Below are 21,984 nucleotides of genomic sequence, written 5' to 3'. Positions count from 1 at the left end.
AGGCCGAGTTGGCCCAGGGCGGCGACGGCCGAACCGCCGGCGGTCAGGCGCAGGAGTTCACGACGAGAGACGGTCATTACGCTTACCGATCGACTTGGAAGAGGGGCGAGGAGGCGGCGATATACAGGGCCACCTGGGCGCGCTTGCGGGTCTGCAGGGCTGCATTGCTGTTCTTGACGGCGGCCATGGCGGTCAGGATCGACTGGCGCTGGGCGGCGGTCATCGTGCCATTCAGCATCACCAGATTGATCCGGTTGATGATCTTGGCGTCGTCCACGCCATAGGCTTCCCACGACGCCCAGTTCGGAACCGTGCCGGTCGCGTAGGTGATCACCGCCTGCTTCTGGAACTCACTACGCGTGCCGTCGCCGCCCGCGGTCCAGTCGTAGAGGAAGTTGTGCCGGCTGATCGTGGTCGAGGTGGTCATCAGCTTGCTGACCGGGCTGACCAGCCCAGCGCCCTGCGGCAGCGGGAAGTCGTACGGATAGAAGTTGAACACCGACGGCGCGCGGAACGGGGCCTGGCCCATGCCGGCGTCGCGCGTGACAAAGGCGTAGCCGTCAGTCGTGTAGCCGATGGCCCGCGCCAGCGAGGTCGCCAGCAGCACCGGCTCCTTCACCTTGCCCGGCAGCTGCGAGACGGTGCGCGCTTCGCTGTCCAGATAGATGGCCCGGACCACGGCCTTCATATCGCCGCGCACGCCCGCGCCGTTATTGGCGAAGACCGCCGCCACGCGTTCGATATAGGCCGGGGTCGGGTTGGCCAGGGTCAGTTGCTGGATCAGGCGCTTGCTGATGTAGGGCGCGGTGTTGGGGTGGTTGAACAGGGTGTCGACCACGGCGTCGACATTGGCGTCCTGGGTGGCGTTGGCCGCGATGGTCTTGCCCAGGAAGGTCTTGGCGCTGGTGTCGAAACGCGTGGCGTAGACCACCATGGGCCTCGTCCAGTCGCGCTTGCTGTTGTCGGTCAGCGCGGCGTTGTCCAGACGAGCATAGGTCCAGCCAGTCAGGGCTCGGGCGACTTCCTTGACGTCGGTGTTGCTGTAGGTAGCGATGGTCGCGCCGGTATTGTCGGTCTGGGGCGTGCCGTCCGGATTGAGGAGGACGGTGCCGACCGAAAACAGCTGCATCAGCTCGCGGGCATAGTTCTCGTTGGGCTGGCTCTTGTTGGAGTCGGCCATGTCGAGATACTCGCCCATGTACGGGTTCAGGGTGACCGCCCTGAGGATGTCGCGGTAGTTGCCGAAGGCGTTGCCCAGCAGGATCTGGTTGAAGGTCGCCAGGCCCGCGGTGTTGCCGACGTCGACCGCCGAAGCCACGACGATCTGCGACAGGGCAAAGGCCACGCGCTGGCGCAGCTGGTCGTTGTTGCCGATGGCGTTGGCGTAGAACCGCATCTGCATCGGCGTGGCCGAGAAGTTCTCGCGGTTGCAGTTGGTCAGGTCCTGACCAGTCAACGTCGAGCAGAATGTGCTGGGCACGGGCTTGGCGGCCAGGTCGGCATAGGTGCTGGACGACAGCGTGAACTGCTCGTCCATCCAGGCCGCGACCGACCGCTTGGCGACGATGGCGTCGATCAGTTCCGGCGTCGGGCCAAAGCTGGCCTGTTTGGCGAAGCGTGCGGCCTCGTCCGGCAGGATCTCGCCATTGGGGGCCACGCCGATGGTGTCCGGGATGGCCGGGCTGGACGCAGGCTTGCTGGCGCCGCCGCCGCCGTCGCTGGACCCTCCGCCACAGGCGGAGAGGACGATCGACAAGCTCAGCGCTGCGGCCGAGCCAAAGAACTGTTTACGCATGACGATACCCTCGACGCGCAACCGGTGTCGCGCGCCTGAAACTGGAAACTGAACAAAAGTCGTAGGTTAGCGGTCCTGGAAGGTGACCTCCTTAACCGCTCGGACGCCGCCTTGGCGGTGGAGTTGGATGAAGATGTCGACAACACGCCGGACGTGATCGACCACGTCGGCGCGCCGCAGATTGGCGCCGGCCTGCAAGGCCATCAGGGCCAGTTGGTCGACCGCGCCGGCCGGATCGTCGGCATGGACGGTGGTCATCGAGCCGGGGTGGCCGCTGGACACCGCGCGCAGGAAGCTGAAGGCCTCTGAGCCGCGCAGCTCGCCCAGGATGATGCGGTCGGGTCGCAGGCGCAGCGAGGCTTGCAGCAGGTCCTCGGCCGTGACGCGGGCCTCGCCCTGATCGCCGCGCACGGCGACGAGACCGACGGCGTTGGGATGGGCCAGGCGGATCTCGGGCGCGTCCTCGATCAGCACCAGCCGCTGGTCGAGGGGGACTTCCTTGAGCAGGGCGTTGAGGAAGGTGGTCTTGCCGGTCGAGGTGCCGCCGCTGACGACGATGTTCTTGCCCGCTCGTACGGCGGCGGCCAGGAAGTTGCGGATGTCGCCCGCGTTGAGGAAGGCGCGCAGGATGGCGTCGGAATTAGTCTTCGGCTGCATGACCCCGGCGAAGGCGCCGTTGGCCGCGTAGTCGGTCAGGGACAGATCGCTGACCACGTGCTTGCGGATCGCCAGGGCCAGGCCCTCGCGCGTCGCCGGCGGGGCCACGACCTGCACGCGGGCGCCGTCGGGCAGCACGGCCGAGAGCAGGGGGTGCTCGCGGCTGACGCCCTGGCTGGACAGGCTGGCGACCTGGCGGGCCAGCCGCCACAGGTTGGTCTCGTCTAGGGACGGAACCTCGACGCGCTCGGCGGCGCCGCCGAGGCGCTCGACCCACAGCTCGCCGGGGCGGTTGACGTAGAGGTCTGTCACCGCCGGATCGGCCAGCCACGGCGCCAGGGGCGCGAGGTAGGCCTCGAGATAGACGCCGAACTTGGGCGCCGGAGTCTTGTGAGCGAGCGCGGTCATTTGCGCACGTCCGAGAAGTCCAGGTCGCGGGCGACGAAGATCGTCACCGGCGCGCCCTGGCTGGTCTGGATGGTCGGCGAGACCTTGTTGTCGATCGGCGTGACCGCGCCGGCCAGGGTGGCGGCTTGGGCGGCCGAGCCGATATAGATCTGCGAGGTCGAGCGGGCATTGCCGACGGCGGCGACGCCGGCGTTCAGCACCGACATCAGGATCGAACCGCCGAAGCGGCTGAAGAAGTGCCGGTCGACCTTGCCCTCCAGGCCGCCACGGCCGAGCGGGTCGGCAGCCGGAGACGCAATCTGGATCGAGACGCCGTCGGGACGGATCACGCGGGTCCAGATCACGAAGACGCGCGAGGCGCCTTGGGCCACGCCCGATTTGTACTGGCCAATGACACGGCTGCCGCGCGGGATCAGCACGGTGGAGCCGTCGAAGCTCTTGATGTCGCGGGTGACCATCGCGCGGGCCAGGCCCGGTAGGTCGGAATTGATCGCCGTCTCCATCACCGCCGGGATCACCGCGCCTTGCGGGATCAGGGCGTCCAGGTCGCGCAGGGCCGTGGCCTTGGCGGGCTCGGCGTCGCTGGTCCCGATCCGGTCGGCGAACTTTTCATCGGGGTTCAGGCCGGTGTCGACGGCCTTGGTCGCCATCGCGGCGGCCGGCGTCATCTCGGCGCTGGTCTTGATCAGGGCCGGGGCGCCGCCGAAGTCAACCACCAGGGTCGGGGCGCGGCGGCGCTGGTCCAGGTCGACGGCCGGAACGGGCGGCAGCGGTTCGGCGGCCATGGCGGTCATCTGGGCCGGCGTCGGCGGCAGACTGTTGTTCTCGGTGAACTGCGGACCGGGGATGACGGCCGGCGGCGCAGCGGGCGCGGTCAGGGCCGTGGCGGCAACAGCCTCGACCTTGCGCGGCGGACGCGGCTGGGCGTCGGCGCGGTGGCTGGCCATCCACAGGAACACGCCGACACCGAGCACGCCGAAGCCGGCCATGATCACGGGCGTTGGCAGGCCGGCATGGGCGCGTGCGACCCAAGGCTGGGCTTGGGCGTCAGCGACGGCGAGGTCTTCCTGCACCTGGGCGGACTGGCGGGGATCGGTCATCGGACGCCTCCCGCGAACGCGGCGTTGGTCACCGTCAGGGAGGACTTGCCCGAGCGCAGCACGAAGCGCGGCGCCAGCTGGTCGACGACCAGATAGCCGTCGCGGACGACGGCGTTGGCCAGGCCCTCGACGCCGTCGGCATTCACGACGAACACCGCCGGTAGGTCGGCTTGGACCGGCCAGGCGAAATAGGTGGCCGCGCCGTCGTCGAAGACCTTGGCCGGCTGGATGGCGGCGTCGCCCTTGACGCTGTAGGCGGCGTTGCGGGCCACGGGCGCGGCGGAAGGCGGCGGGGGAGCTGCAACCGTCGCGACGGCCGGAGCGGGAACCAGAAAACGGACGACATAGGCCAGGTCCTTGGTCGTGGCCTTGGGGCCGGCGACGACCAACTCGAACACATAGCGGCGACGGTCGGTCACCACGGTCATGTTGGTGGCGGCCGTGCGGTCCAGGGGTTTGAGGAACAGCAGGTTGGCCTTCTTGTTCGGCGTGACCTGCCAGCCCAGGGCGTCGCCGATCGAGACGTTCTCGATCCGCTCGTCGAGGGCGAACTCCAGCATGGTCTGGATGCCGAAATAGCCGGTCAGGCGCACGACCTGGTCGGGGTCGTAGGCGACGGTGCGGATGCGCGGATCGACGGCGCCGGGGCGCGGGGCGTCGGCGGCCATCACGGGGCCGGCCAGGGCGGCGCCGACAGCCAGGACGGCCAGCAGCGTGCGGGGGTAAGCGAGGGTCACTGGTCTCTCCGGGCGCCCGAGGCGGCGCGGCGGGGGGCGGGGGTACGGCGATAGGTCTGGCCCAGCGGAGCGCTGGGGCCGGCGTAGGCGGGTTGGGCGGCCGGGCCGCGATCCGCGACGATGGTCAGCAGGCGCGGACCGATCGGGTCGGACGAGGTCGGCACGTCACGACGGTCGAGCGCCGCGGCTGCCGCGGCGACGGTGGCGGCGCGGCTCAGCGGCTCGACCTGCGAGGTCGTGTAGCGCGGGGCTTCCGGCGCGGCGGCCACGTCGTTCCAGGCGGCGCCGACCAGGCCGCGCGGCAGACGCAGGCCGGCGGCGATGACGCCCAGGGCGATGACGGCCAGCACCATGACCAGGGCGAAGACCAGGGTCAGCACCAACACGGTCACAGCCGGACCGATGTCGAAGGCGGCGAACTGCTGGGCCGAACGCGCTTCGGCCAGGGCCCTTAGCGACGGGGCCAGCATGGCCAGTTCCAGCGACAGGGTCAGGACAGTGACCATCGGGATCATCGCGAGAGCGATCATCGCCTTCAGCCAGCCTTCGACCAGGCCGCGCGTGGTTTCGAACAGCAGCAGGCCGGCGATCAGCGGGGCCAGGGCCAGCAGGGTGGCCAGCACGACCTTGGAGGCCAGCAGCACGCCCAGGGTCGACAGCACCAGCGTCATGCCGCCGGTGTTGACCGCGAAGGCGCCGAAGCCCGGTCCGCCCTGGGTCGCAGCCGCGCCGACGCTGGCGCGGCTGGCCATCAGGGTGGCGGACTTCTGCAGGCCGTCGAAGGCGTCCTGCAGAGCCAGGAACGGATGGGCGTCCTGACCCAGCAGCAGGCCACCGACCTCGGCCGGGGCCTTGGTCAGGGTGTCGTAGACCAGGGTCTGGAAGAACGGCCAGTTGGTAGCCAGGGCCACGACGATGCCGACCTTCAGGACCGACATGGTGGCGTCGCCGACGCGAAGACCGCCACGGCCCAGCATCAGCCGGTAGCCGATAAAGACCACGTACAGGGTCATCAGGCCGGTCAGCAGCAGGGCGACGGGCGAGCCCGGACCGGCCAGTGAAGCATAACCGGTCTGGGCCAGGTCATGGACCCGGCAGTCGACCGAGCCGATCAGGCCCTGGACCATCGGGGCGTCGACGGGGAGTTGCGCGCAGGTCGCCATCACGCGGCCCTCACCAGCTGCGGCATCCAGGTCGCCGGATCGTCGCCCAGCTGTTCGCGCAGGGCGTCCAGCTTGCGCACGGTGCTCTCGCGGCCCGACAGCACGGTCAGCAGCTCGGGCGCGCCGGCCAGGTTCAGGCGGGCCACGACGCTGTCGGTGCCGTGCTTGATCAGGAAGCAGCGCGAGGTGTCGGGCAAGGTCTTGACCAGCTCGAACTCGTGCGCGGTCAGGCCGAAGCCTTCGCAGTAGTCCTTGGCCTGGGCCTTGGGGTTGGCCATGAAGATCTGGGTCGCGGCCTGCTCGATGATGGCGCTGGCGATGCGGCTTTCCAGGGCGTCCTGGGCGCTCTGGGTGGCGAAGCCGACCACGCCGTTGCGCTTGCGCAGGGTCTTTTCCCAGTCGCGGATGCGGGCCACGAAGACGTCGTCGTCTAGGGCCTTCCAACCCTCGTCGATGACGATCAGGGTCGGATGGCCGTCCAGGCGCTGCTCCACGCGGTGGAACAGGTACATCATGGCCGGTGTGCGCAGGGCCGGGTCGTCCAGCAGCTGGGTCATGTCGAAGCCCAGGGTCAGGGCGTCCAGATCCAGGCCGTCGGCCTCGTTGTCGAACAGCCAGGCGTGCTCGCCCGCGCCGTGCCAGGGGGCCAGGCGGGCGGCCAGGTCGGCGGCGTCGGGACGGCGCGAGCCTCGGAACAGCTCGGCGAAATAGCGCAGGCGGCGCAAGCTCGGCGCCTGGTCGAAACTGGCGTCGACCGCGTCCTTGATCCGCGCGGCGTCGTCGGCCGTGAGGGTCTCGCCGGGGATCGAGACCAGCTTGGCGACCCACTCGGTCAGGAAGCGGCGGTTGGCGGCGGTGTCGGCCAGGGCCAGCGGGTTGAAGCCGGTCGGCTGGCCCGGACGCAGGGTCTCGTAGCGACCGCCGATGGCGCGCAGGAAGATCTCGGCGCCGCGGTCCTTGTCGAAGAACACGATGCGCGGGCTGTACTTGCGGGCCTGGGCCAGCAGGAAGTTCAGCACCACGGTCTTGCCCGAGCCCGACGGGCCGATGACCGTGAAGTTACCCAGGTCGCCCTTGTGGAAGTTGAAGTGGTACGGGCCGGCCGAGGTCGTTTCCAGCAGGGTCACCGCGTGGCCCCAGTGGTTGTTCTCGGCCTGGCCGACCGGGAAGTTGTGGCCGCTGGCGAAGCCGGCGAAGTTGGCCGTCGAGATCAGAGCTTTGCGGGCGATATCTTTGAAGTTGCCCGGGAACTGGGCCCAGAAGGCGGGCTCCAGATTGATGTCCTCGCGCACGGCGATGGCGCCCATCTCGGTGAAGGCCGACATCACCTCGGCGGTTGAGCGGTCCAGGCCTTCCAGGGTCTCGCCGCGCACCAGCACGGTCAGGTGATGCTCGCCGAAGGCGGCGCGGCCCGAGACGACATCGTCCTTGGCGCGGGTCAGGTCGGCGCGCAGGGACAGGCCGTCATCGTCGGCTGCTTTCATGCGGCGCAGGGCCAGGTTCATCCGCTCCAGGGTCGGCTGGCGGTCGACGAAGCCGAAGCTCTGGGTGACGACCATCTCGCACGGCAGGCGCAGCAGGTCGTCCAGCATCCCCGGCGTGGTCTGGGCGGGGTAGTCCTTGATCGAGACCATGGACCCGAAACCGCGCGCCAGGGCGCCGGCGCGGGACAGCTCCAGCGTCTCCAGGCCGAAGCTGGCGCGGCGATAGGGCAGGTACTCGCCAGCGTCGCCTTGCGGGACTAGCACCGGACGCATCTCGCCGTTGTAGAGGCAGGACAGGAATTCCAGCGGCTCGGAGCAGCGGCCGGTCGGGCCGTCGTAGGTTCCAAGCACCCGCGCGCCATAGGGGGCGAGGGCCGAGATCAGGCTGCCCGTGGCGCTGTCCAGTTCGCGACGGTCGGCGGCCTGGACGGCGGCGGCCTCGGCCTTGCCGGTTCCCTTGAGGGCGCGCAGCAGGCCGTCGATGACGCCGCCGTGGCCTTGCAGCGGACGGCGGACGATCGTCAGGAACAGGTCGTTGACGTACAGCTTGCGGGCGGCCAGGCGCTCGCTCCAGGTCGCGTCGAGCTCGGCGCTGAAGGCGTCGGCGAAGGCGCCTTGGGTGCGGGCGTCGACCTGGCGGCGGACGATGTGGTGGTAGATGGCGAAGCGCGAGGACGACAGGCCACGCAGCATCACGTCGCGCACCGCCTTGCGGTAGTTCAGCTCCTCGCTGTCGGCCGTCTCGAACGGCAGGCCGGCCAGGTGGATGACCTGCATCAGGAGGCCGTCGCGGGTCTCGAGCGTCACGTCGTCCAGATGGCGGGCATAGGGCAGGCGCTTGCCGGCCGTCGCCTCTTTGCGCGGGTTTACGCGCTGTAGCTGTTGCATCGCCAGGCTCGGAAATTGGGTACGCGGGGACAGCGGCTGACCTTGGTCAGCCAGAGATCGAAGATGCGGGGCTCGCGCAGGCAGGCCGCGTAGCCGATCGCGTGGATCACCAGCGCGGCCGCGATGGCCCAGAACGACTTGGTGATCAGGAAGAGTTCGGCGGTCACCACTCCGTTGATCACGAAGTAGCTGTAGGTCACGCCCGCGAACATCTGCGGGCGGGTCAGGGCGCCGAACACCACGTCGCGATCCAGCGGGGCGGCCATGGCCTTAGGCCGCGCCCGAGGCGGCGCGGATGCCGCTGACGATCGTGGTGGCCCCGAACAGGATGAAGCAGCCCAGGATCACGGTGGCGCCATAGCGCCAGTTCAGGCGGCCGGTCAGCATCATGAAGCCGACGGCGGCTACGGCCATGACGGCCACGGCGGTGGCGACATTGCCCATCAGCGTGCCTTGCAGCCAGGTCACGCCGGCCAGCAGAGCGCTGGAGCCTTGCGGATCGGCTTGCACGGCCTGGGCGTGGGCTTGGCTGGCGGCGGCGGAAAGGGAGGCCGCGAGGGCCAGGAAGGACTTACGCATCACTGGGGAGCTCCGAGGGCGGGAACGGCGAGGGTGGCTCCGGTCGCGGCCATGCGGCCGAGGATCGAGGTCACGTAGGCTTGGGTTTCGGCATAGGGCGGCACGCCGCCGTGCTTGCGGACGGCGCCGGGGCCGGCGTTGTAGGCGGCCAGGGCCAGGCGGACGTCGCCGCCGAATTCTGACAGCATGCGGCGCAGGTACATCGTGCCGCCGCGGATGTTCTGGGCCGGATCGTGCGGATCGACGCCCAGGTCGCGGGCGGTGCCGGGCATCAGCTGCATGACGCCGATGGCGCCCTTGTTCGACAGGGCGCTGGGCCGGAAGCGGCTCTCGCGCCAGGCCACGGCCTCGACCAGCTTCGGATCCAGGGCGTACGCGGCAGCCGTGGTCGAGATCTGCGCGCGCACGGCCTCGACGTCCGGCGTGGCGGCGGCCAGCGGGGCAGGGGCGGGCGTCAGAGTCTGGACGCCGTCTTGCGTGAACACGGACGGGCCGTCGAAGCGCGTGACGGCGCCGTCAGAGCCGATCTCCAGCACCTGGGCGGCCACGGGTCCGGCCAGCAGGCAGAGCGCCGCGGCGATCGCCGGCAACAGGGCCTGGCGGGCGATATCAAACGTCACTACGCCCCCTCAGGTCCGTGGGTTCAAATCAACGTAGTTAATTGGTATCGGGCGCGCCGTTTCAGTGTAATGCGGCAGGACAGCGCATCTATTTTTGCTGTCATCGTCAAAATTGCTGATGAATAAGAAGAATTTATGCTCAAGCTCGACGTTAAGTCGGATGTCGGACTTATCTAAATTCTTAATTGATGGTTAATTCGATGTGATGTTGACCTGAATACATAACTGCGTTGGGTAAGATTGGGGGGAAGGCCTCAGAATGCTTGCCTGTGGATAGAATCACTCGCCAAGTTGAGTCCAAGTGCGTTCAGGGGCGTTGCATGTTGGCGTTGAACAAGACTCGCGAATGGCTGATCAGGAACTTCGCCGGCAGCCTGCTCGCCGGATGGCTGGTGATCGCGGTGGTGGGGCTGACGGCCCTCAACGGCTGATCGAGAACGGCTTCAAGCGATGGGCGGCGCGGCTGTGAACGGCCCGCCTATGGCGCTTATGCAACTTGGTTAAAGAATGTTGCGGAACGCTGTCATCTGAAAGCCCGGTTTTTGCGTTGAAAGCTTGTCTACAACGCCGGAACTGACTTTTGCCGCTCGCTATCGACGACCTGCACCGATTGCTCTTCCAGACCGAACAGGCGCGCCGCCTGTTCGTGGGCGACCAGTTGAGCGAGCATGGCCTCGTCTTCGGCCAGTGGCTGGTGCTGGACGCCCTCTACAAGGAGGGCCTCTCGTCGATGACCGCCCTGGCGGCCGTGATCGGCGCGGACCGAACGACCCTGACGCGCACGATCGATGGCCTGGTCACGGCCGGATATGTCGAACGCAAGACGCCGGCGGAGGATCGCCGGCTGGTTGTCGTGGACTTATCTGAGACGGGAAGAGCGCTGGCGGAAGCGGTGCTCATGACCTTGGCACCGACCCACGAGAGCGTGTTCGCCGGCTTTTCGCGTCACGACCTGGATGCCTTATCCGTTCTTCTTGCCCGGTCGCTGGCTCAGATAAAGCTGGCCGCCGCTGAAGGTCCAGGACCCAAGACGCTTCCCCGACTGGAGCGGCGGGGGCTGCGTATTGGCGAGACGAAGAGGCGATCGCGCCTGCGGTCCTAGGTCGACCTCGGTCAGCACGTGGCCAGCGTCGTCGAGGATGACCATCTGCCAGGGACCTGGCTTGGCGAAGGCTTCCGGATAGTCGCGGATCAGGGCCGCGCCCAAGCGCCAGGCCTCGCGTTTTGCCTCGTCCAGATTGCGCAACAGCGCGCCTTCTGGATCCGGGAAGTGTTCAGGCGAGACGATCTCGAACCGAAACCTGCGCATCACACCCTGCGGCGACGCTGAATGCGTCGAGTCGATGAACGCGCCTCCGACAAAAAGGCGCCGCATTCGGACAAGGAGGGGTTGAAAAAGCGAGTCTCGCTGCTGCTGTGGCCTAGCGGTGACACCTAGGCTTGGCCCTCGTTTTGTTTCGCTTTTTTTCGATTTCTGCTGCTCAGCCCTTGCTGACAGCGGCTTTTGCCGCCGCCCGCGTCACTAAGCCTCACGAACAGTGGCTTGCAAAAAATGGAAGTCGATCGCAGCATGTGGGCAATTGATACCGGTGTCATAAGAACACCGTTCTGGGAGGGACTAAGGAAATGGCAGCATCACATCTGCGCGCCCGTCTGCTTTGCGGGGCCGCCGCTCTAGCTTCGGTCCTGGCCGCCGGCGCCGCCAACGCTCAGCAGGCCGCGCCGCCCGCGGCCGCCGCTGACGACACCGTCGAAGCCGTCGTCGTCACGGGCTTCCGCAACAGCCTGGCGCAGGCCCTGAACGTCAAACGCCAGTCGGCCGCGGCCGTGGACGCGATCTACGCCGAGGACATGGCCAAGTTCCCGGACCTGAACCTCTCGGAATCCATCCAGCGCATCCCAGGCGTCGCCATCTCGCGTGACGCCGGCGAAGGTCGCCAGATCTCGGTTCGCGGCCTGGGCGCCCAGTTCACCCGCGTGCGCATCAACGGCATAGAAGCGCTGACCACCTCGGGCGGCACCGACGCCTCGGGCGGCACCAACCGCAGCCGCTCGTTCGACTTCAACGTCTTCGCCTCGGACCTCTTCAACCGCATCACGGTGCAGAAGACCGCCTCGGCCGAGACGGAAGAGGGCTCGCTGGGCGCGACCGTCGACCTGAACACCGCCCATCCGTTCGACAAGCGCGGCTTCAACTTCGCCGTCTCGGGCAAGATGGGCTACAACGACCAGGCCGAGAAGGCGTCGCCCCGCGTGGCGGCCCTGATCTCGAACACCTGGCGTGACGACACGATCGGGGCCCTGTTCTCGGTCGCCTATTCCCAGCGCGACCTGCTGGACGAAGGCACCAGCACCGTGCGCTGGCAGACCGGCACGGCGACGGCCCCGGGCTTCCGCAGCGTGAAGGGCGCGACCTGCGCCACCAACGCCGCCGCCTGCGCCGAAGCCAATGGCGCGGTCCACCCGCGCATCCCGCGCTTCGACTGGTACCGCAACCGGCAGGACCGCCTGGGCATGACCGGCGCGCTGCAGTGGGCGCCGGACGACAAGACCACGGTCTCGTTCGACGTGCTGTACGCCGACTTCAAGGGCAAGCGTAACGAGGACTTCCTCGAGACCTTCACGCCCCAGACGGCCGGCGCCTGTACGGCGACCTCGCCGGCCTCTTGCGGCATCAACCAGGTCGACGTCGTCGACTACACGGTGACCAACCCGCGGTCGGGCTTCCCGGTCATGACCAAGGGCGTCTGGAACAATGTCGACCTGAAGACCGAGCAGCGCTACGACGAGCTGGAGACCGAGTTCCGCCAGTTCACCCTGTCGGGCGAGCATCAGTTCACCGACAAGTTCAAGGCCAAGGGCGTGCTCGGCTTCTCGAAGTCGACCTTCTCCAACCCGGTCCAGAACACGGTCCAGTGGGACCAGTACAACGTCCAGGGCTACAGCTTCGACTACAGCGGCGGCGACACCTATCCGGTGATCAAGTACGGCACCGGCGACACCGTGAACGCCGACGCCTGGACCCTGGCCGAGATCCGCATGGTCCAGGGCTATGTCGACAACAGCTACAAGACCGCCCAGTTCGACCTGCAATATGACTGGAGCGACGCCTTCAAGCTGAAGGGTGGCCTGGCCTACAAGGCCTACAACACCGACAGCACGGCCTTCGCCCGCTCGAACGGCACGACGTCGAACATCAATCCGATCAGCTCGAACGATCTGAAGAACGTCGCGCGCTCGTCCTACGCCCAGACGATCGATTTCTCGAGCCTGAGCATTCCGGCCGGCAACGTGACCTCGTGGGTCACGCCCGACCTGCAGAAGGCCATCGCGGCCCTGCACATGGACGATGTGAACTACGGCAAGACCGTCACGACGACGCCGGGCACCGTCTGGACCAGCCCGTTCGGCAACTCGTGCTTCACCGCGGGCTGCGGCATCTACAACCTGGGCCGCGAGCCCAGCCTGGGCAGCAACTACTCGATCGATGAGTGGGATACGACGGGCTACGTCCAGGGCGACTTCAACTTCGACGTCGGCGGCGTGCCGGTGCGTGGTGACGTCGGCGTGCGCTACGTCAACACCCGCCAGAAGGCCCTCGGCTACGGCGTGGTGCCCTCGACCGTCAGCGGCGTGAACTACCAGACGATCTCGGCCACGACCGCCACGCGCTCGTACACCGACGTGCTGCCGGCCCTGAACGTGGTCGTCGAGCCGACCGAGAGCCTGCTGCTGCGCTTCGGCGCCGCCAAGGTCATGTCGCGTCCGAACCTGGGTTCGCTGACGCCCGGCGTGAACATCGGCACGGGTTCGACCAAGTCGGTGACCTCGGGCAACCCGTTCCTGGATCCGTACCGCGCCAAGACCGTCGACGCCGCGGTCGAGTGGTACTTCCAGCCGGGCGCGCTGCTGTCCTTCGCCTACTTCTACAAGGACATCTCGACCTTCGTTCAGAGCTACACCTCGGCTCTGTCGACCTTCGACAAGAACCCCTTCGGTCTGCCCGATAGCGCGGCGGTCGCGGCCTGCGGCACCACGCCGGGCTGCGCGCCGAACCTGCCGGTCTGGCAGTTCAGCACCTCGGTCAACACGCCCGGCGGTCCGCTGAAGGGCTTCGAGATCAACTACCAGCAGCCCTTCACCTTCCTGCCGGCGCCGTTCGACAAGTTCGGTGTTCTGGCCAACTACACCCACGTGACGTCGAACGTGACGTACCTGTCCTCGACCGGGGCGGTGGCGGCCGTCGGCCCGCTGACCAACCTGTCGAAGAACAGCTACAACGCCACGCTCTACTTCGAGAACAAGAAGATCAGCAGCCGCGTCTCGGCCGCCTATCGTTCCAAGTACCTGACCCAGATCCCGGGCCGTAACGGTTCGGATGTGGAAGGCACCAACGCGACGCTGAACTTCGACGCCTCGCTGACCTACACCTGGAACAAGCATCTGGCCTTCACGCTCGAGGCGGTCAACCTGACCAACGAGAAGCAGGACCAGTACTACGACAGCAGCCAGCTGGTGTCGTTCTACCACGAGACGGGCCGCGAGTTCTTCGCCGGCTTCCGCTACACCTTCTAAGACAACAGGCGGCGCGGTTCTTTAAGAGCCGCGCCGCTTCTGCTTACAGGCTCCCGATGTCCAGATTCCCTGACCGCCGGTCGGTCGTGCTGGCAGGCCTCGCGGGCCTAGCCGCTGCGCCGGCCTGGGCTAAACCCGCACGCTACGACGCCATCCTCTCGGCCAAGCCCGATCCCCGCGCCGCCAAGAACTTCGCCACCCTTGGCGAGGCGCTGGACGCCGCGCCGGCTTCCGGCGACCAGCCGTTCCGCATCCTGGTTCCGAAGGGGACCTGGCGCGAGCAGGTCACCGTCCGCAAGCCCAACGTCCATCTGGTGGGTGAGGGCAGGGCGGCCAGCGTCATCGTGTTCAACGAATATGCCGGCGGTCGCAACCGTCCGGGCGGTCCGCCCGAGATCGCGACCATGGTCGTCCTGGCGCCCGGCTTCCGCGCCGAGCGCCTGACGATCGCCAACGACTTCGACTATCCGCACAACATGCCGGCCGAGGTCGACTACGACCGCACCGGCGCCAGCGGGGCCCAGGCCACGGCGCTGAAGCTGGGCGAGGGCAGCGACCGCGCCTATTTCGAGGACGTGGCGCTGACCGGCTGGCAGGACACCCTGTTCACCGACGCCGGCCGCAGCCTGTTCCGCAACTGCTTTATCAGCGGCTGCGTCGACTTCATCTACGGCCGGGGCGTGGCGGTGTTCGACCGCTGCGAGATCCGTTCGCGCACGCGGCCAGGCAAGGACTTCCACGGCTTCATCGCCGCGCCCGACACCGACCGGCGCCAGCCCTATGGCCTGGTGTTCCTGGACTGCCGCCTGACGCGCGACGCCGACATGCCCAGGCATACGATGGCCCTGGGGCGGCCCTGGCGGCACACCATGACCTTCCCGGACGGCCGCTACGGCAATCCGGACGCGGTGGGCCACACCGCCTTCATCCGGTGCTGGATGGACGAGCACATCGTCCCCGAGGCCTGGTACCCGATGCACTACAATCTGAAAGGCGGACGCCGGGCCATGTACCAGCCCGAGGACGCCCGCCTGTTCGAATACGCCAGCAAGGGGCCCGAGCCGGCAAGCCGTCCAAGCGGCGTCGTCAACTGACGGCGGGAGAGGCCAAGGCCTACACGGTCTCCAACCTGCTGAAGGGCTGGAGACCGTAGCGGTCGCTACATCGGGCTGACGCCACCGCCCGGCGCGCCGAAGTCGAAGGCCGGCTCGCGGGCGCGGCGAGGATTGGGAACGCCTTTGCCGCCGAAGCCGTAGGTGATGCCGATGAACACAGCCCGCAGGTCCAGGTCCATGGTCCGGCGGTCCTTCAGGGCGGCGGTGTTGATCACCAGCTTGTCGCCGAAGGTGTTCAGGGCGTCCTGCACGGTGACCACACCCGACAGGCGGTCGTTGAACTTGTGGCGATAGCCCAGGTTCACCATCCCCGTCGGCTCGCGATAGCCCTGTGGCGTCAGGCGCTTGCCGATGGCGAAGCCGCTGATCTGGATGAAGTCCTTGGGCGTGGCCTGCACGTTTAGCGCCGCATAGCCCGAGACCGCCCAGGCCGAACGCTTGTCGGCGAAGCCTAGATCGGTCGCGCCGATCTCGTTCCAGGCCGCGTTGCCGCTGATCGTGTAGCTGAGCTTGGGCGAGATCCGGGCGTTGGCGACCAGCTCCAGCCCGCCGCTGCGGCTCTTGGCCAGGTTGGCCTTGGTGGTCAGCAGCACGCCGCCGCCCAGGTCGCGGACCACGTCGGTGACGCCGTCGCGGGCCTCGCGCCAGTACAGGGTGCCCAGGTAATAGTTGAAGCCCTTGCGCCGCTGGTAGGCGACCTCGAAAGAGTCCGTGGTCTGCGGCTTCAGGCGCGGGTCGCCCTGACGGTAGCTGTAGGGGTCCTGGTAGATCCGGTAGGGATTGAGGTCCGTGGCCGACGGGCGCTGGATGCGGCGGCTGTAGCTGGCGTTGACCTGCCGCATGTCGTCGACCTTGTACTGCATGTGCAGCGAGGGGTAGGCGCGCAGGTAGTCGTAGCCGTCCTTGAGGTTCGAGGTGACCTGGTTGGTGTCGATCTTTACCTCCTCGACCCGCAGGCCCGGCATCACCGTGAAGTCGCCGAACACGCGGCTGTAGGTGACGTAGCCGGCGTTGATGACCTGGTCGTACTGGAACTGGTTGGTCAGGGCCGGATCGACGACGAGCGCGCCGGCGTTCGGGCCTCGGGCGCCGTAGTTGTCGTAGTCGTTGTCGTCGACCTGCAGCTCGTAGCCGACGTTCAGCTTGGCGCCGCCGGCCAGGGTGCGCTTGTAGTCGGCCTTCACGCGGCCCTGGACCAGCTCGTCGCCGACGCGGACCCGCTCGACATAGTTCGAGACCACCGGCAGCTGGTTGAAGGCGTCGGCCAGGGTGATCTGGGCGTCGCGGGTGCGCTCCAGGCTGGCGTTCAGCGTGAACTCCTCGTCCTGGTGGGACAGCTTGCGGCGCAGGTCGCCTGACAGGCCGGCCACCGAGCGCTTCATCTGGCCGTCGGCGCGGCGCTGGAAGCGAGCATTGGGCGCGCCATTGACGTCCTTGCCGTCGTAGAACGAGCCGGCGTCGGTGTCGTAGGTCACGTCGTTGTAGCGGGCCTCGGCGCTGAGGCGGGTCTTCTTGTCCAAGTCATAGTCGACGCCGGCGCGGGCGTTGTAGGCATTGCCCCGGCTGGCGAAATTGATCTGCTGGTGGCTGGTCGCGTACTTGCCGCTGAGGGCGTCGAAGCGTTCGCGATCGTCGACGATCTCGCCCTTGGCCTTGTCGCGGCGCCAGCCGGCGTCGGCCGACAGGGTCAGGTTCTTGGTGTTGCGGGCCAGGGTGATGCTGGCGTTCTTGCGGCCGCCGGTGCCGAGATTGGCGCGGACCGAGCCGGTCGTGCCGACGCCGCGCTGCTGCTTGGTGATCAGGTTGATGATGCCGGCGGTGCCCTCGGGACTGAAGGCGGCCGACGGGTTGGTCATCACCTCGACCCGCTCGAACTGGCTGGCGGGAATCTGCTGCAGGATCTGGCCGCGGTTCTCGCCCCGGAACATGCCCGACGGCTTGCCGTCGATCATGATGGTGACATTGGCGTCGCCGCGCAGGCTGACATTGCCCTGCACGTCGACCTGCACCGAGGGGACGTTGCGCAGCACGTCGGCGACCGAGCCGGTAGTGGCCTGAATGTCCTTGCCCAGGCTGTAGCTGCGGCGGTCGATCGAGGTCTTCATGTCCTGCGAGCCGGGCGCGGTGATGGTCACGCCCTGCACCTGGGTCGATTGCTCCTTCTTGGCCGGAGCAGGCGTCGTCGTCGGGGTCTGGGCGGCGGCGGCGGTGCTGAGCGCGGCCAGGCCCGTGGCGGCCAGCAGAGCGGCGCGGCGGGTCGGGAAGGTCATGGAAAGTCTCCTCTGTTGGCGAGGACACTGACCGATCGACTCGAAGCGTTGCAGTGTCTGGGGTCACGCCTTCGGGGTGACGTTTGTCATGTCGCGACCTCCAGTTGCTCCGCCACACCAAGTTTTAACGGCGCCTGGCGCATGAATGCCTTGGATTTCCTGGGGAGCGGACGTCTTGAAACCCGCAGCGCTACATCCTGCCGCCGAGATCGGCGTCGAGCCGACGCCGTCGAATGGCCTGGGCCGCGCGGCCCTGATCGCCGGCTTCGTGCTGTACGCCGCCGCGGCGGGCGCCGCCTGGTGGCTGTCGCTGCAGCTGATCCCGGCCGAGCTGACCCTGACTATCCTGGGCAAGACCCTGCATACGGACTCGGCCCACGCCCACCTGAACAACATCTTCCTGGTGTTCCTGCTGCTGCCGACGGCGCTGGGCGTCGAGGCCGCCGTGGTCGGCTGGCGCGAGAGCTCGCTGCATCAGCTCTTGTTCGCCCGCACGCCGTCCCTGAACACCGACCTGGCCGTCTTCATCCTGGGCCAGGGCCATGTGCTGGACCTCGTCGGCCGCGTGCTGATGCTGGGCGTCTCGATGATCTCGGGCGCGTGGATCCACGACGCCATCGCCGCCTCGACGGGCGTGAACCTGGGCCCGCCGCCGCTGCCGTTCGCGCTGCAGCTGCCGCTGTATTTCGCGGTCTACACCTTCTTCGACTACTGGACCCACCGGACGGACCACACCAAGTTCTTCTGGCCGTTGCACCGCTATCACCACTCGGCCGAGGACTTCGGCGTGGTGACCTCGGTGCGCCAGCACCCGGCGACCTTCACGGCCATCTTCCTGGTCAACCTGCCGCTGGCCGTGCTGGGCGCGCCGGCCGAGGTGATGATCTATGTCAACGTGCTGGTCGTGGGCATCGGCCTGATCATCCACGGCAAGATCGACGCGAACTGGGGCTGGGTGGGCCGCTGGCTGATCCAGTCGCCGAACCACCACCGAGCCCACCACAAGCTGGACATGACCCATCCGACCGGCCACTTCGGCATCATGCCTATCTGGGACCGCCTGTTCGGCACCTGGTACGAGGAGAAGCCCGACCCGAAGCTGGTGATCGGCGTCGACACGCCCTACCAGCACGGCTTCTTTATCCCACGCGACATGCTGCGCGACTACGCCCACTTCTGGATGGGGTGGTTTGGCGGCAAGAGCGACGGTCCGGAGTCGGACCTCTTCAAGAAGCGCTAGGCGGCTTTCAGCAGCCCGTCGAAATACTCGATCGTCCGCATCAGACCGACCTTGAGCGGCGCCGTCGGCGTCCAGTCCAGGTGCTGCTTGGCCAGGGTGATGTCGGGCTGACGCTGGCGCGGATCGTCCGAAGGCAGGGGGCGGTGGACCAGGCCTGACTTGCTGCCGGTCAGCTCCAGCACCAGGTCGGCCAGCTGCTTCATCGTGAACTCGACCGGATTGCCCAGATTGATCGGGCCGGTCACGTCGTCGCCGGTGTTCATCAGGCGCATCAGGCCGTCGACCAAGTCGTCGACATAGCAGAACGAGCGCGTCTGGTTGCCGTCGCCGTACAGGGTGATGTCCTCGCCTTTCAGCGCCTGGACGATGAAGTTCGACACCACGCGCCCGTCGTTCGGGTGCATGCGCGGGCCGTAGGTGTTGAAGATCCGCGCCACCTTGATGCGCAGCTTGTGCTGGCGCCAGTAGTCGAAGAACAGGGTCTCGGCGCAGCGCTTGCCCTCGTCGTAGCACGAGCGGATGCCGATCGGATTGACGTTGCCCCAGTAGGTCTCGACCTGCGGGTGGATGCTCGGGTCGCCGTACACTTCCGACGTCGAGGCCTGCAGGATCTTGGCTTTCACCCGCTTGGCCAGGCCCAGCATGTTGATGGCGCCGTGGACGCTGGTCTTGGTCGTCTGCACCGGGTCGAACTGGTAGTGCACCGGGCTGGCCGGGCAGGCCAGGTTGTAGATCTGGTCCACTTCGACATACAGCGGCATGGTCACGTCGTGACGCAGCAGCTCGAAGCGCGGATTGGACAGGTTCTGCGCCACGTTCAGGCGCGAGCCGGTGTAATAGTTGTCGACGCACAGCACTTCCGCGCCGGTCTCCAGCAGCCGGTCGCAAAGATGCGAGCCCACGAAACCGGCGCCGCCCGTGACGAGAATTCTCTGCGTATGCATGGGCGAACAGACCTTTCGGGACTCAGCGTCGAACTGTGTTTGTACAGCGACGCCGAGCCCGGCTCCAAGGTCGTGTTTCTAGGCGGGGGCGCGACCGATTGTCGGCTCGGCGATGACGGCGGCGCGCCGGCGCTTGGGCGGAGCCACGGACGGTGGTTCGACCGACGGGCCTGCGAGTTCTTCGGGCGCGAAGTCGTCCACGGCGATGACCTTGGACACCGCCAGGTCGGCGGCGGCCAGGGCGGCGGTCTCGTCCGGCGTCAGCAGGCCCTTGTCCAGGCCGTCCTTCCAGGCGCGCACGCCCTGGTCCTTCAGGCGGTCATGGATCGGCTGGGTGGCCACCACCCGCTCGAAGGCGTCGATCAGCTGGCCGATCGCCTCGTCCTCGCCGCCGACATAGACACCCTCGACCAGGCGGTCGCGGGTGGGCGAGGGGTGCAGGATCAGGTCGGCGCAGGCGCGGGTGACGCGATCCGACGGCCCCCGGCGACGCGCCCCGAACGGCAGCACCGCCGCTCGCAATAACCAGGCCGCCATGCGGTTGGGCAGGTTGGCGAAGATCTCGTCGAAGCGTTGCTCGATCGTCGCGAAGGCGGTGTCGACGCTCCACTGCAACAGCGGGAAGTCGTCGTCCTGCCGGCCCTCGTCCTCCCAGCGCTTCAGGGCGCCCGACAGGAAGTACATCTCCGACAAGATGTCGCCCAGGCGTGCCGACAGCATCTCCTTGCGCTTCAGCTCGCCGCCCAGGGTCAGCAGGGCGATGTCGGAGGTCAGGGCGAAGGCGGCGCTGTAGCGGCCCAACTGACGATAGAAGCGGCTGGCGCGGCCAGCGTCCGGGGCGGGCGCCAGGGCGCCGTCGGTCCAGGCGCGGGCCGTGGCCTTGATGCCGTTGCGGATGGCGTGGGCGACGTGCCGCCAGAAGACCTCGTCGAACGCCGCCAGGCCCTTGGCCTCGTCGGTCTCGCCCAAGGCCAGGATCTCGCGCAGCATGTACGGGTGGGCCCGGATCGCGCCCTGGCCGAAGACCATCAGGCTGCGGGTCAGGATGTTGGCGCCCTCGACCGTGATGCCGACCGGCACGGCGCGGTACTGGCTGCCCATGTAGTTGCGCGGGCCTTCCATGATCGCCTTGCCGCCGTGGACGTCCATGGCGTCGTTGACCACCACCCGCATCCGCTCGGTCGCGCCGGACTTCAGCAGGGCCGAGATCACCGAGGGATGCTTGCCCATATCGAGCCCGGCGCAGGTCAGCCGCCGCGCGCCGTCGACCAGATAGGCGTTGCCGGCGATGCGGGCCAGGCGCTCCTGCACGCCCTCGAACTTGCCGATGGCGATGCCGAACTGCTGGCGCACGCGGGCGTAGGCGCCGGTGGTCAGGGCGCTGTAGGCCGCCGCCGCGCCGGACATCGCCGGCAGCGAGATGCCGCGTCCGGCCGCCAGGGCGGTCATCAGCATCTTCCAGCCCTGACCCGCGCGCTCGGCGCCGCCGATGATCAGGTCCAGCGGGATGAAGACGTCCTCACCCCAGTTGGGCCCGTTCTGGAAGGTCTGGAAGGCCGGCAGGTGGCGGCGGCCGATGCTGACCCCGGGGGTGTCGGTGGGGACCAGGGCGCAGGTGATGCCGATGTCTTCCTCGCCGCCCAGCAGGCGGTCGGGATCGCGCAGCTTGAAGGCCAGGCCCAGCACCGTGCAGACGGGACCGAGCGTGATGTAGCGCTTGTGCCAGTTCAGCCGAACGCCCAGGACGGTGTCGCCCTTCCACAGCCCGCGACAGACCACGCCCTCGTCGGTCATGGCGCCGGCGTCCGAGCCGGCCTCGGGGCTGGTCAGGCCGAAGGCGGGGATCTCGCGGCCGTCGGCCAGGCGCGACAGCCAGTATTCCTGCTGCTCTTGCGTCCCGAAGCGCAGGATCAGCTCGCCCGGGCCCAGGGAGTTGGGAACCATCGCCGTCACCGCCGCCGAGGTCGAGCGGGTGGCGATCTTGCGGACGATCTCGGCGTGGCCCAGGTGCGAGAAGCCCAGGCCCCCGTGCTCCTTGGGAATGATCATGCCGAAGAACTTCTCGCGCTTGAGGAAGTCCCAGGCTTCGGGCGGCAGGTCGCGCGTCTCCCAGGTCATGCGCCAGTCGTCCAGCATGGCGCACAGGGTCTCGACCGGACCTTCCATGAAGGCCTTCTCGTCAGGGCTCAGCTCAGGCTTGGGGAAGGCGAGCAGTTCGTTCCAGTCCGGATCGCCGGTGAACAGCGCCGCGTCCCACCAGGTGTCGCCGGCCTCAATGGCGTCGCGCTCGGTTTCCGACAGGGCGGGCAGCACGCCCTTGGCCCATTGGAAGATCGGCCGGGTGATCGTGTCCCGGCGGAAGGAAGAGCTGCTCATGACGCCACCTCGTTGTTACGCGAGGTGAGAACG

The 21,984-nt window shown here is 67.7% G+C and carries 16 protein-coding genes and 1 pseudogene; 4 read left to right on the top strand and 13 right to left on the bottom strand.

The features are described from left to right. Positions 1-82 precede the first annotated feature (82 nt). The 9 genes from AC1RRR_RS07390 to AC1RRR_RS07350 form a co-directional block, all read right to left on the bottom strand. Complete coding sequence (locus tag AC1RRR_RS07390; protein ID WP_492811726.1) at positions 83-1,795, bottom strand: DUF1800 domain-containing protein; 1,713 nt, start codon at positions 1,793-1,795, stop codon at positions 83-85. 66 nt (positions 1,796-1,861) lie between these two features. Further along, positions 1,862-2,860, bottom strand: a complete 999-nt coding sequence (virB11, locus tag AC1RRR_RS07385) for a P-type DNA transfer ATPase VirB11 (RefSeq protein ID WP_492811724.1) — start codon at positions 2,858-2,860, stop codon at positions 1,862-1,864. After that, on the bottom strand, positions 2,857-3,960 hold the full coding sequence (locus AC1RRR_RS07380) for a TrbI/VirB10 family protein (RefSeq protein WP_492811722.1): 1,104 nt from the start codon (positions 3,958-3,960) through the stop codon (positions 2,857-2,859). Before AC1RRR_RS07380 ends, virB11 begins: the two co-directional genes overlap by 4 nt. Next, complete coding sequence (locus tag AC1RRR_RS07375; protein WP_492811720.1) at positions 3,957-4,697, bottom strand: TrbG/VirB9 family P-type conjugative transfer protein; 741 nt, start codon at positions 4,695-4,697, stop codon at positions 3,957-3,959. The genes AC1RRR_RS07380 and AC1RRR_RS07375 overlap by 4 nt, the downstream gene beginning before the upstream one ends. Beyond that, positions 4,694-5,860 carry a TrbL/VirB6 family protein gene (locus AC1RRR_RS07370; RefSeq protein ID WP_492811718.1) on the bottom strand — a complete coding sequence of 389 codons (1,167 nt, stop codon included), beginning with the start codon at positions 5,858-5,860 and terminating at the stop codon, positions 4,694-4,696. The genes AC1RRR_RS07375 and AC1RRR_RS07370 overlap by 4 nt, the downstream gene beginning before the upstream one ends. Next, positions 5,860-8,232 carry a VirB4 family type IV secretion/conjugal transfer ATPase gene (locus AC1RRR_RS07365; RefSeq protein WP_492811716.1) on the bottom strand — a complete coding sequence of 791 codons (2,373 nt, stop codon included), beginning with the start codon at positions 8,230-8,232 and terminating at the stop codon, positions 5,860-5,862. Before AC1RRR_RS07365 ends, AC1RRR_RS07370 begins: the two co-directional genes overlap by 1 nt. Continuing rightward, entirely contained in the window at positions 8,211-8,498 is a 288-nt protein-coding gene (locus AC1RRR_RS07360; protein WP_056045755.1) for a VirB3 family type IV secretion system protein, read from the bottom strand. The genes AC1RRR_RS07365 and AC1RRR_RS07360 overlap by 22 nt, the downstream gene beginning before the upstream one ends. 4 nt (positions 8,499-8,502) lie before the next feature. Next, complete coding sequence (locus AC1RRR_RS07355) at positions 8,503-8,811, bottom strand: TrbC/VirB2 family protein (RefSeq protein WP_492811714.1); 309 nt, start codon at positions 8,809-8,811, stop codon at positions 8,503-8,505. Then, positions 8,811-9,431: a lytic transglycosylase domain-containing protein gene (locus AC1RRR_RS07350; protein ID WP_492811713.1), complete on the bottom strand. Its 621-nt coding sequence runs from the start codon at positions 9,429-9,431 to the stop codon at positions 8,811-8,813. Before AC1RRR_RS07350 ends, AC1RRR_RS07355 begins: the two co-directional genes overlap by 1 nt. 580 nt (positions 9,432-10,011) lie before the next feature. Here AC1RRR_RS07350 and AC1RRR_RS07345 point away from each other — a divergent pair. Continuing rightward, the gene (locus AC1RRR_RS07345) at positions 10,012-10,533 is read left to right on the top strand and encodes a MarR family winged helix-turn-helix transcriptional regulator (protein ID WP_492811712.1); all 522 of its coding nucleotides are present in this window, start codon (positions 10,012-10,014) and stop codon (positions 10,531-10,533) included. A 9-nt stretch (positions 10,534-10,542) separates the two neighbouring features. Here AC1RRR_RS07345 and AC1RRR_RS07340 read toward each other — a convergent pair. Continuing rightward, a pseudogene (locus AC1RRR_RS07340) lies at positions 10,543-10,740 on the bottom strand (DUF6894 family protein); the annotation flags it as partial. A 317-nt stretch (positions 10,741-11,057) separates the two neighbouring features. Between AC1RRR_RS07340 and AC1RRR_RS07335 the strand changes: the two are divergent. Both AC1RRR_RS07335 and AC1RRR_RS07330 read left to right on the top strand, forming a co-directional pair. Next, positions 11,058-14,006 (top strand): TonB-dependent receptor, encoded by a 2,949-nt coding sequence (locus tag AC1RRR_RS07335; protein WP_492811710.1) that lies wholly within the window; start codon positions 11,058-11,060, stop codon positions 14,004-14,006. A gap of 56 nt (positions 14,007-14,062) precedes the next feature. Beyond that, on the top strand, positions 14,063-15,100 hold the full coding sequence (locus AC1RRR_RS07330; protein ID WP_492811708.1) for a pectinesterase family protein: 1,038 nt from the start codon (positions 14,063-14,065) through the stop codon (positions 15,098-15,100). Positions 15,101-15,165: 65 nt separating this feature from the next. Here the strand turns inward: AC1RRR_RS07330 and AC1RRR_RS07325 are convergent, their stop codons facing one another. After that, a complete protein-coding gene (locus AC1RRR_RS07325; RefSeq protein WP_492811707.1) occupies positions 15,166-17,391 on the bottom strand; it encodes a TonB-dependent receptor domain-containing protein in 2,226 nt (741 codons plus the stop codon). 175 nt (positions 17,392-17,566) lie between these two features. Between AC1RRR_RS07325 and AC1RRR_RS07320 the strand changes: the two genes are divergently transcribed. Continuing rightward, positions 17,567-18,631 (top strand): sterol desaturase family protein, encoded by a 1,065-nt coding sequence (locus AC1RRR_RS07320; RefSeq protein WP_492811706.1) that lies wholly within the window; start codon positions 17,567-17,569, stop codon positions 18,629-18,631. Here the strand turns inward: AC1RRR_RS07320 and AC1RRR_RS07315 are convergent. Continuing rightward, on the bottom strand, positions 18,628-19,575 hold the full coding sequence (locus AC1RRR_RS07315) for a UDP-glucuronic acid decarboxylase family protein (protein WP_492811704.1): 948 nt from the start codon (positions 19,573-19,575) through the stop codon (positions 18,628-18,630). The genes AC1RRR_RS07320 and AC1RRR_RS07315 overlap by 4 nt on opposite strands. Positions 19,576-19,653: 78 nt before the next feature. Further along, positions 19,654-21,951: an acyl-CoA dehydrogenase gene (locus tag AC1RRR_RS07310; protein WP_492811703.1), complete on the bottom strand. Its 2,298-nt coding sequence runs from the start codon at positions 21,949-21,951 to the stop codon at positions 19,654-19,656. Between the last annotated feature and the right edge of the window lie 33 nt (positions 21,952-21,984).

Source organism: Caulobacter sp. GW821-FHT12D05, from assembly GCF_058807295.1.
The sequence above is the reverse complement of the archived record's forward strand: the minus strand, read 5'-3'. Positions and strand labels throughout refer to the sequence as shown.

Coding starts and splice junctions, on each gene's coding strand:
- AC1RRR_RS07390 (WP_492811726.1), bottom strand. CDS start 1,795: ATGCGTAAACAGTTCTTTGGCTCGGCCGCAGCGCTGAGCTTGTCGATC.
- virB11 (WP_492811724.1), bottom strand. CDS start 2,860: ATGACCGCGCTCGCTCACAAGACTCCGGCGCCCAAGTTCGGCGTCTAT.
- AC1RRR_RS07380 (WP_492811722.1), bottom strand. CDS start 3,960: ATGACCGATCCCCGCCAGTCCGCCCAGGTGCAGGAAGACCTCGCCGTC.
- AC1RRR_RS07370 (WP_492811718.1), bottom strand. CDS start 5,860: ATGGCGACCTGCGCGCAACTCCCCGTCGACGCCCCGATGGTCCAGGGC.
- AC1RRR_RS07365 (WP_492811716.1), bottom strand. CDS start 8,232: ATGCAACAGCTACAGCGCGTAAACCCGCGCAAAGAGGCGACGGCCGGC.
- AC1RRR_RS07360 (WP_056045755.1), bottom strand. CDS start 8,498: ATGGCCGCCCCGCTGGATCGCGACGTGGTGTTCGGCGCCCTGACCCGC.
- AC1RRR_RS07355 (WP_492811714.1), bottom strand. CDS start 8,811: ATGCGTAAGTCCTTCCTGGCCCTCGCGGCCTCCCTTTCCGCCGCCGCC.
- AC1RRR_RS07335 (WP_492811710.1), top strand. CDS start 11,058: ATGGCAGCATCACATCTGCGCGCCCGTCTGCTTTGCGGGGCCGCCGCT.
- AC1RRR_RS07330 (WP_492811708.1), top strand. CDS start 14,063: ATGTCCAGATTCCCTGACCGCCGGTCGGTCGTGCTGGCAGGCCTCGCG.
- AC1RRR_RS07325 (WP_492811707.1), bottom strand. CDS start 17,391: ATGACCTTCCCGACCCGCCGCGCCGCTCTGCTGGCCGCCACGGGCCTG.
- AC1RRR_RS07315 (WP_492811704.1), bottom strand. CDS start 19,575: ATGCATACGCAGAGAATTCTCGTCACGGGCGGCGCCGGTTTCGTGGGC.
- AC1RRR_RS07310 (WP_492811703.1), bottom strand. CDS start 21,951: ATGAGCAGCTCTTCCTTCCGCCGGGACACGATCACCCGGCCGATCTTC.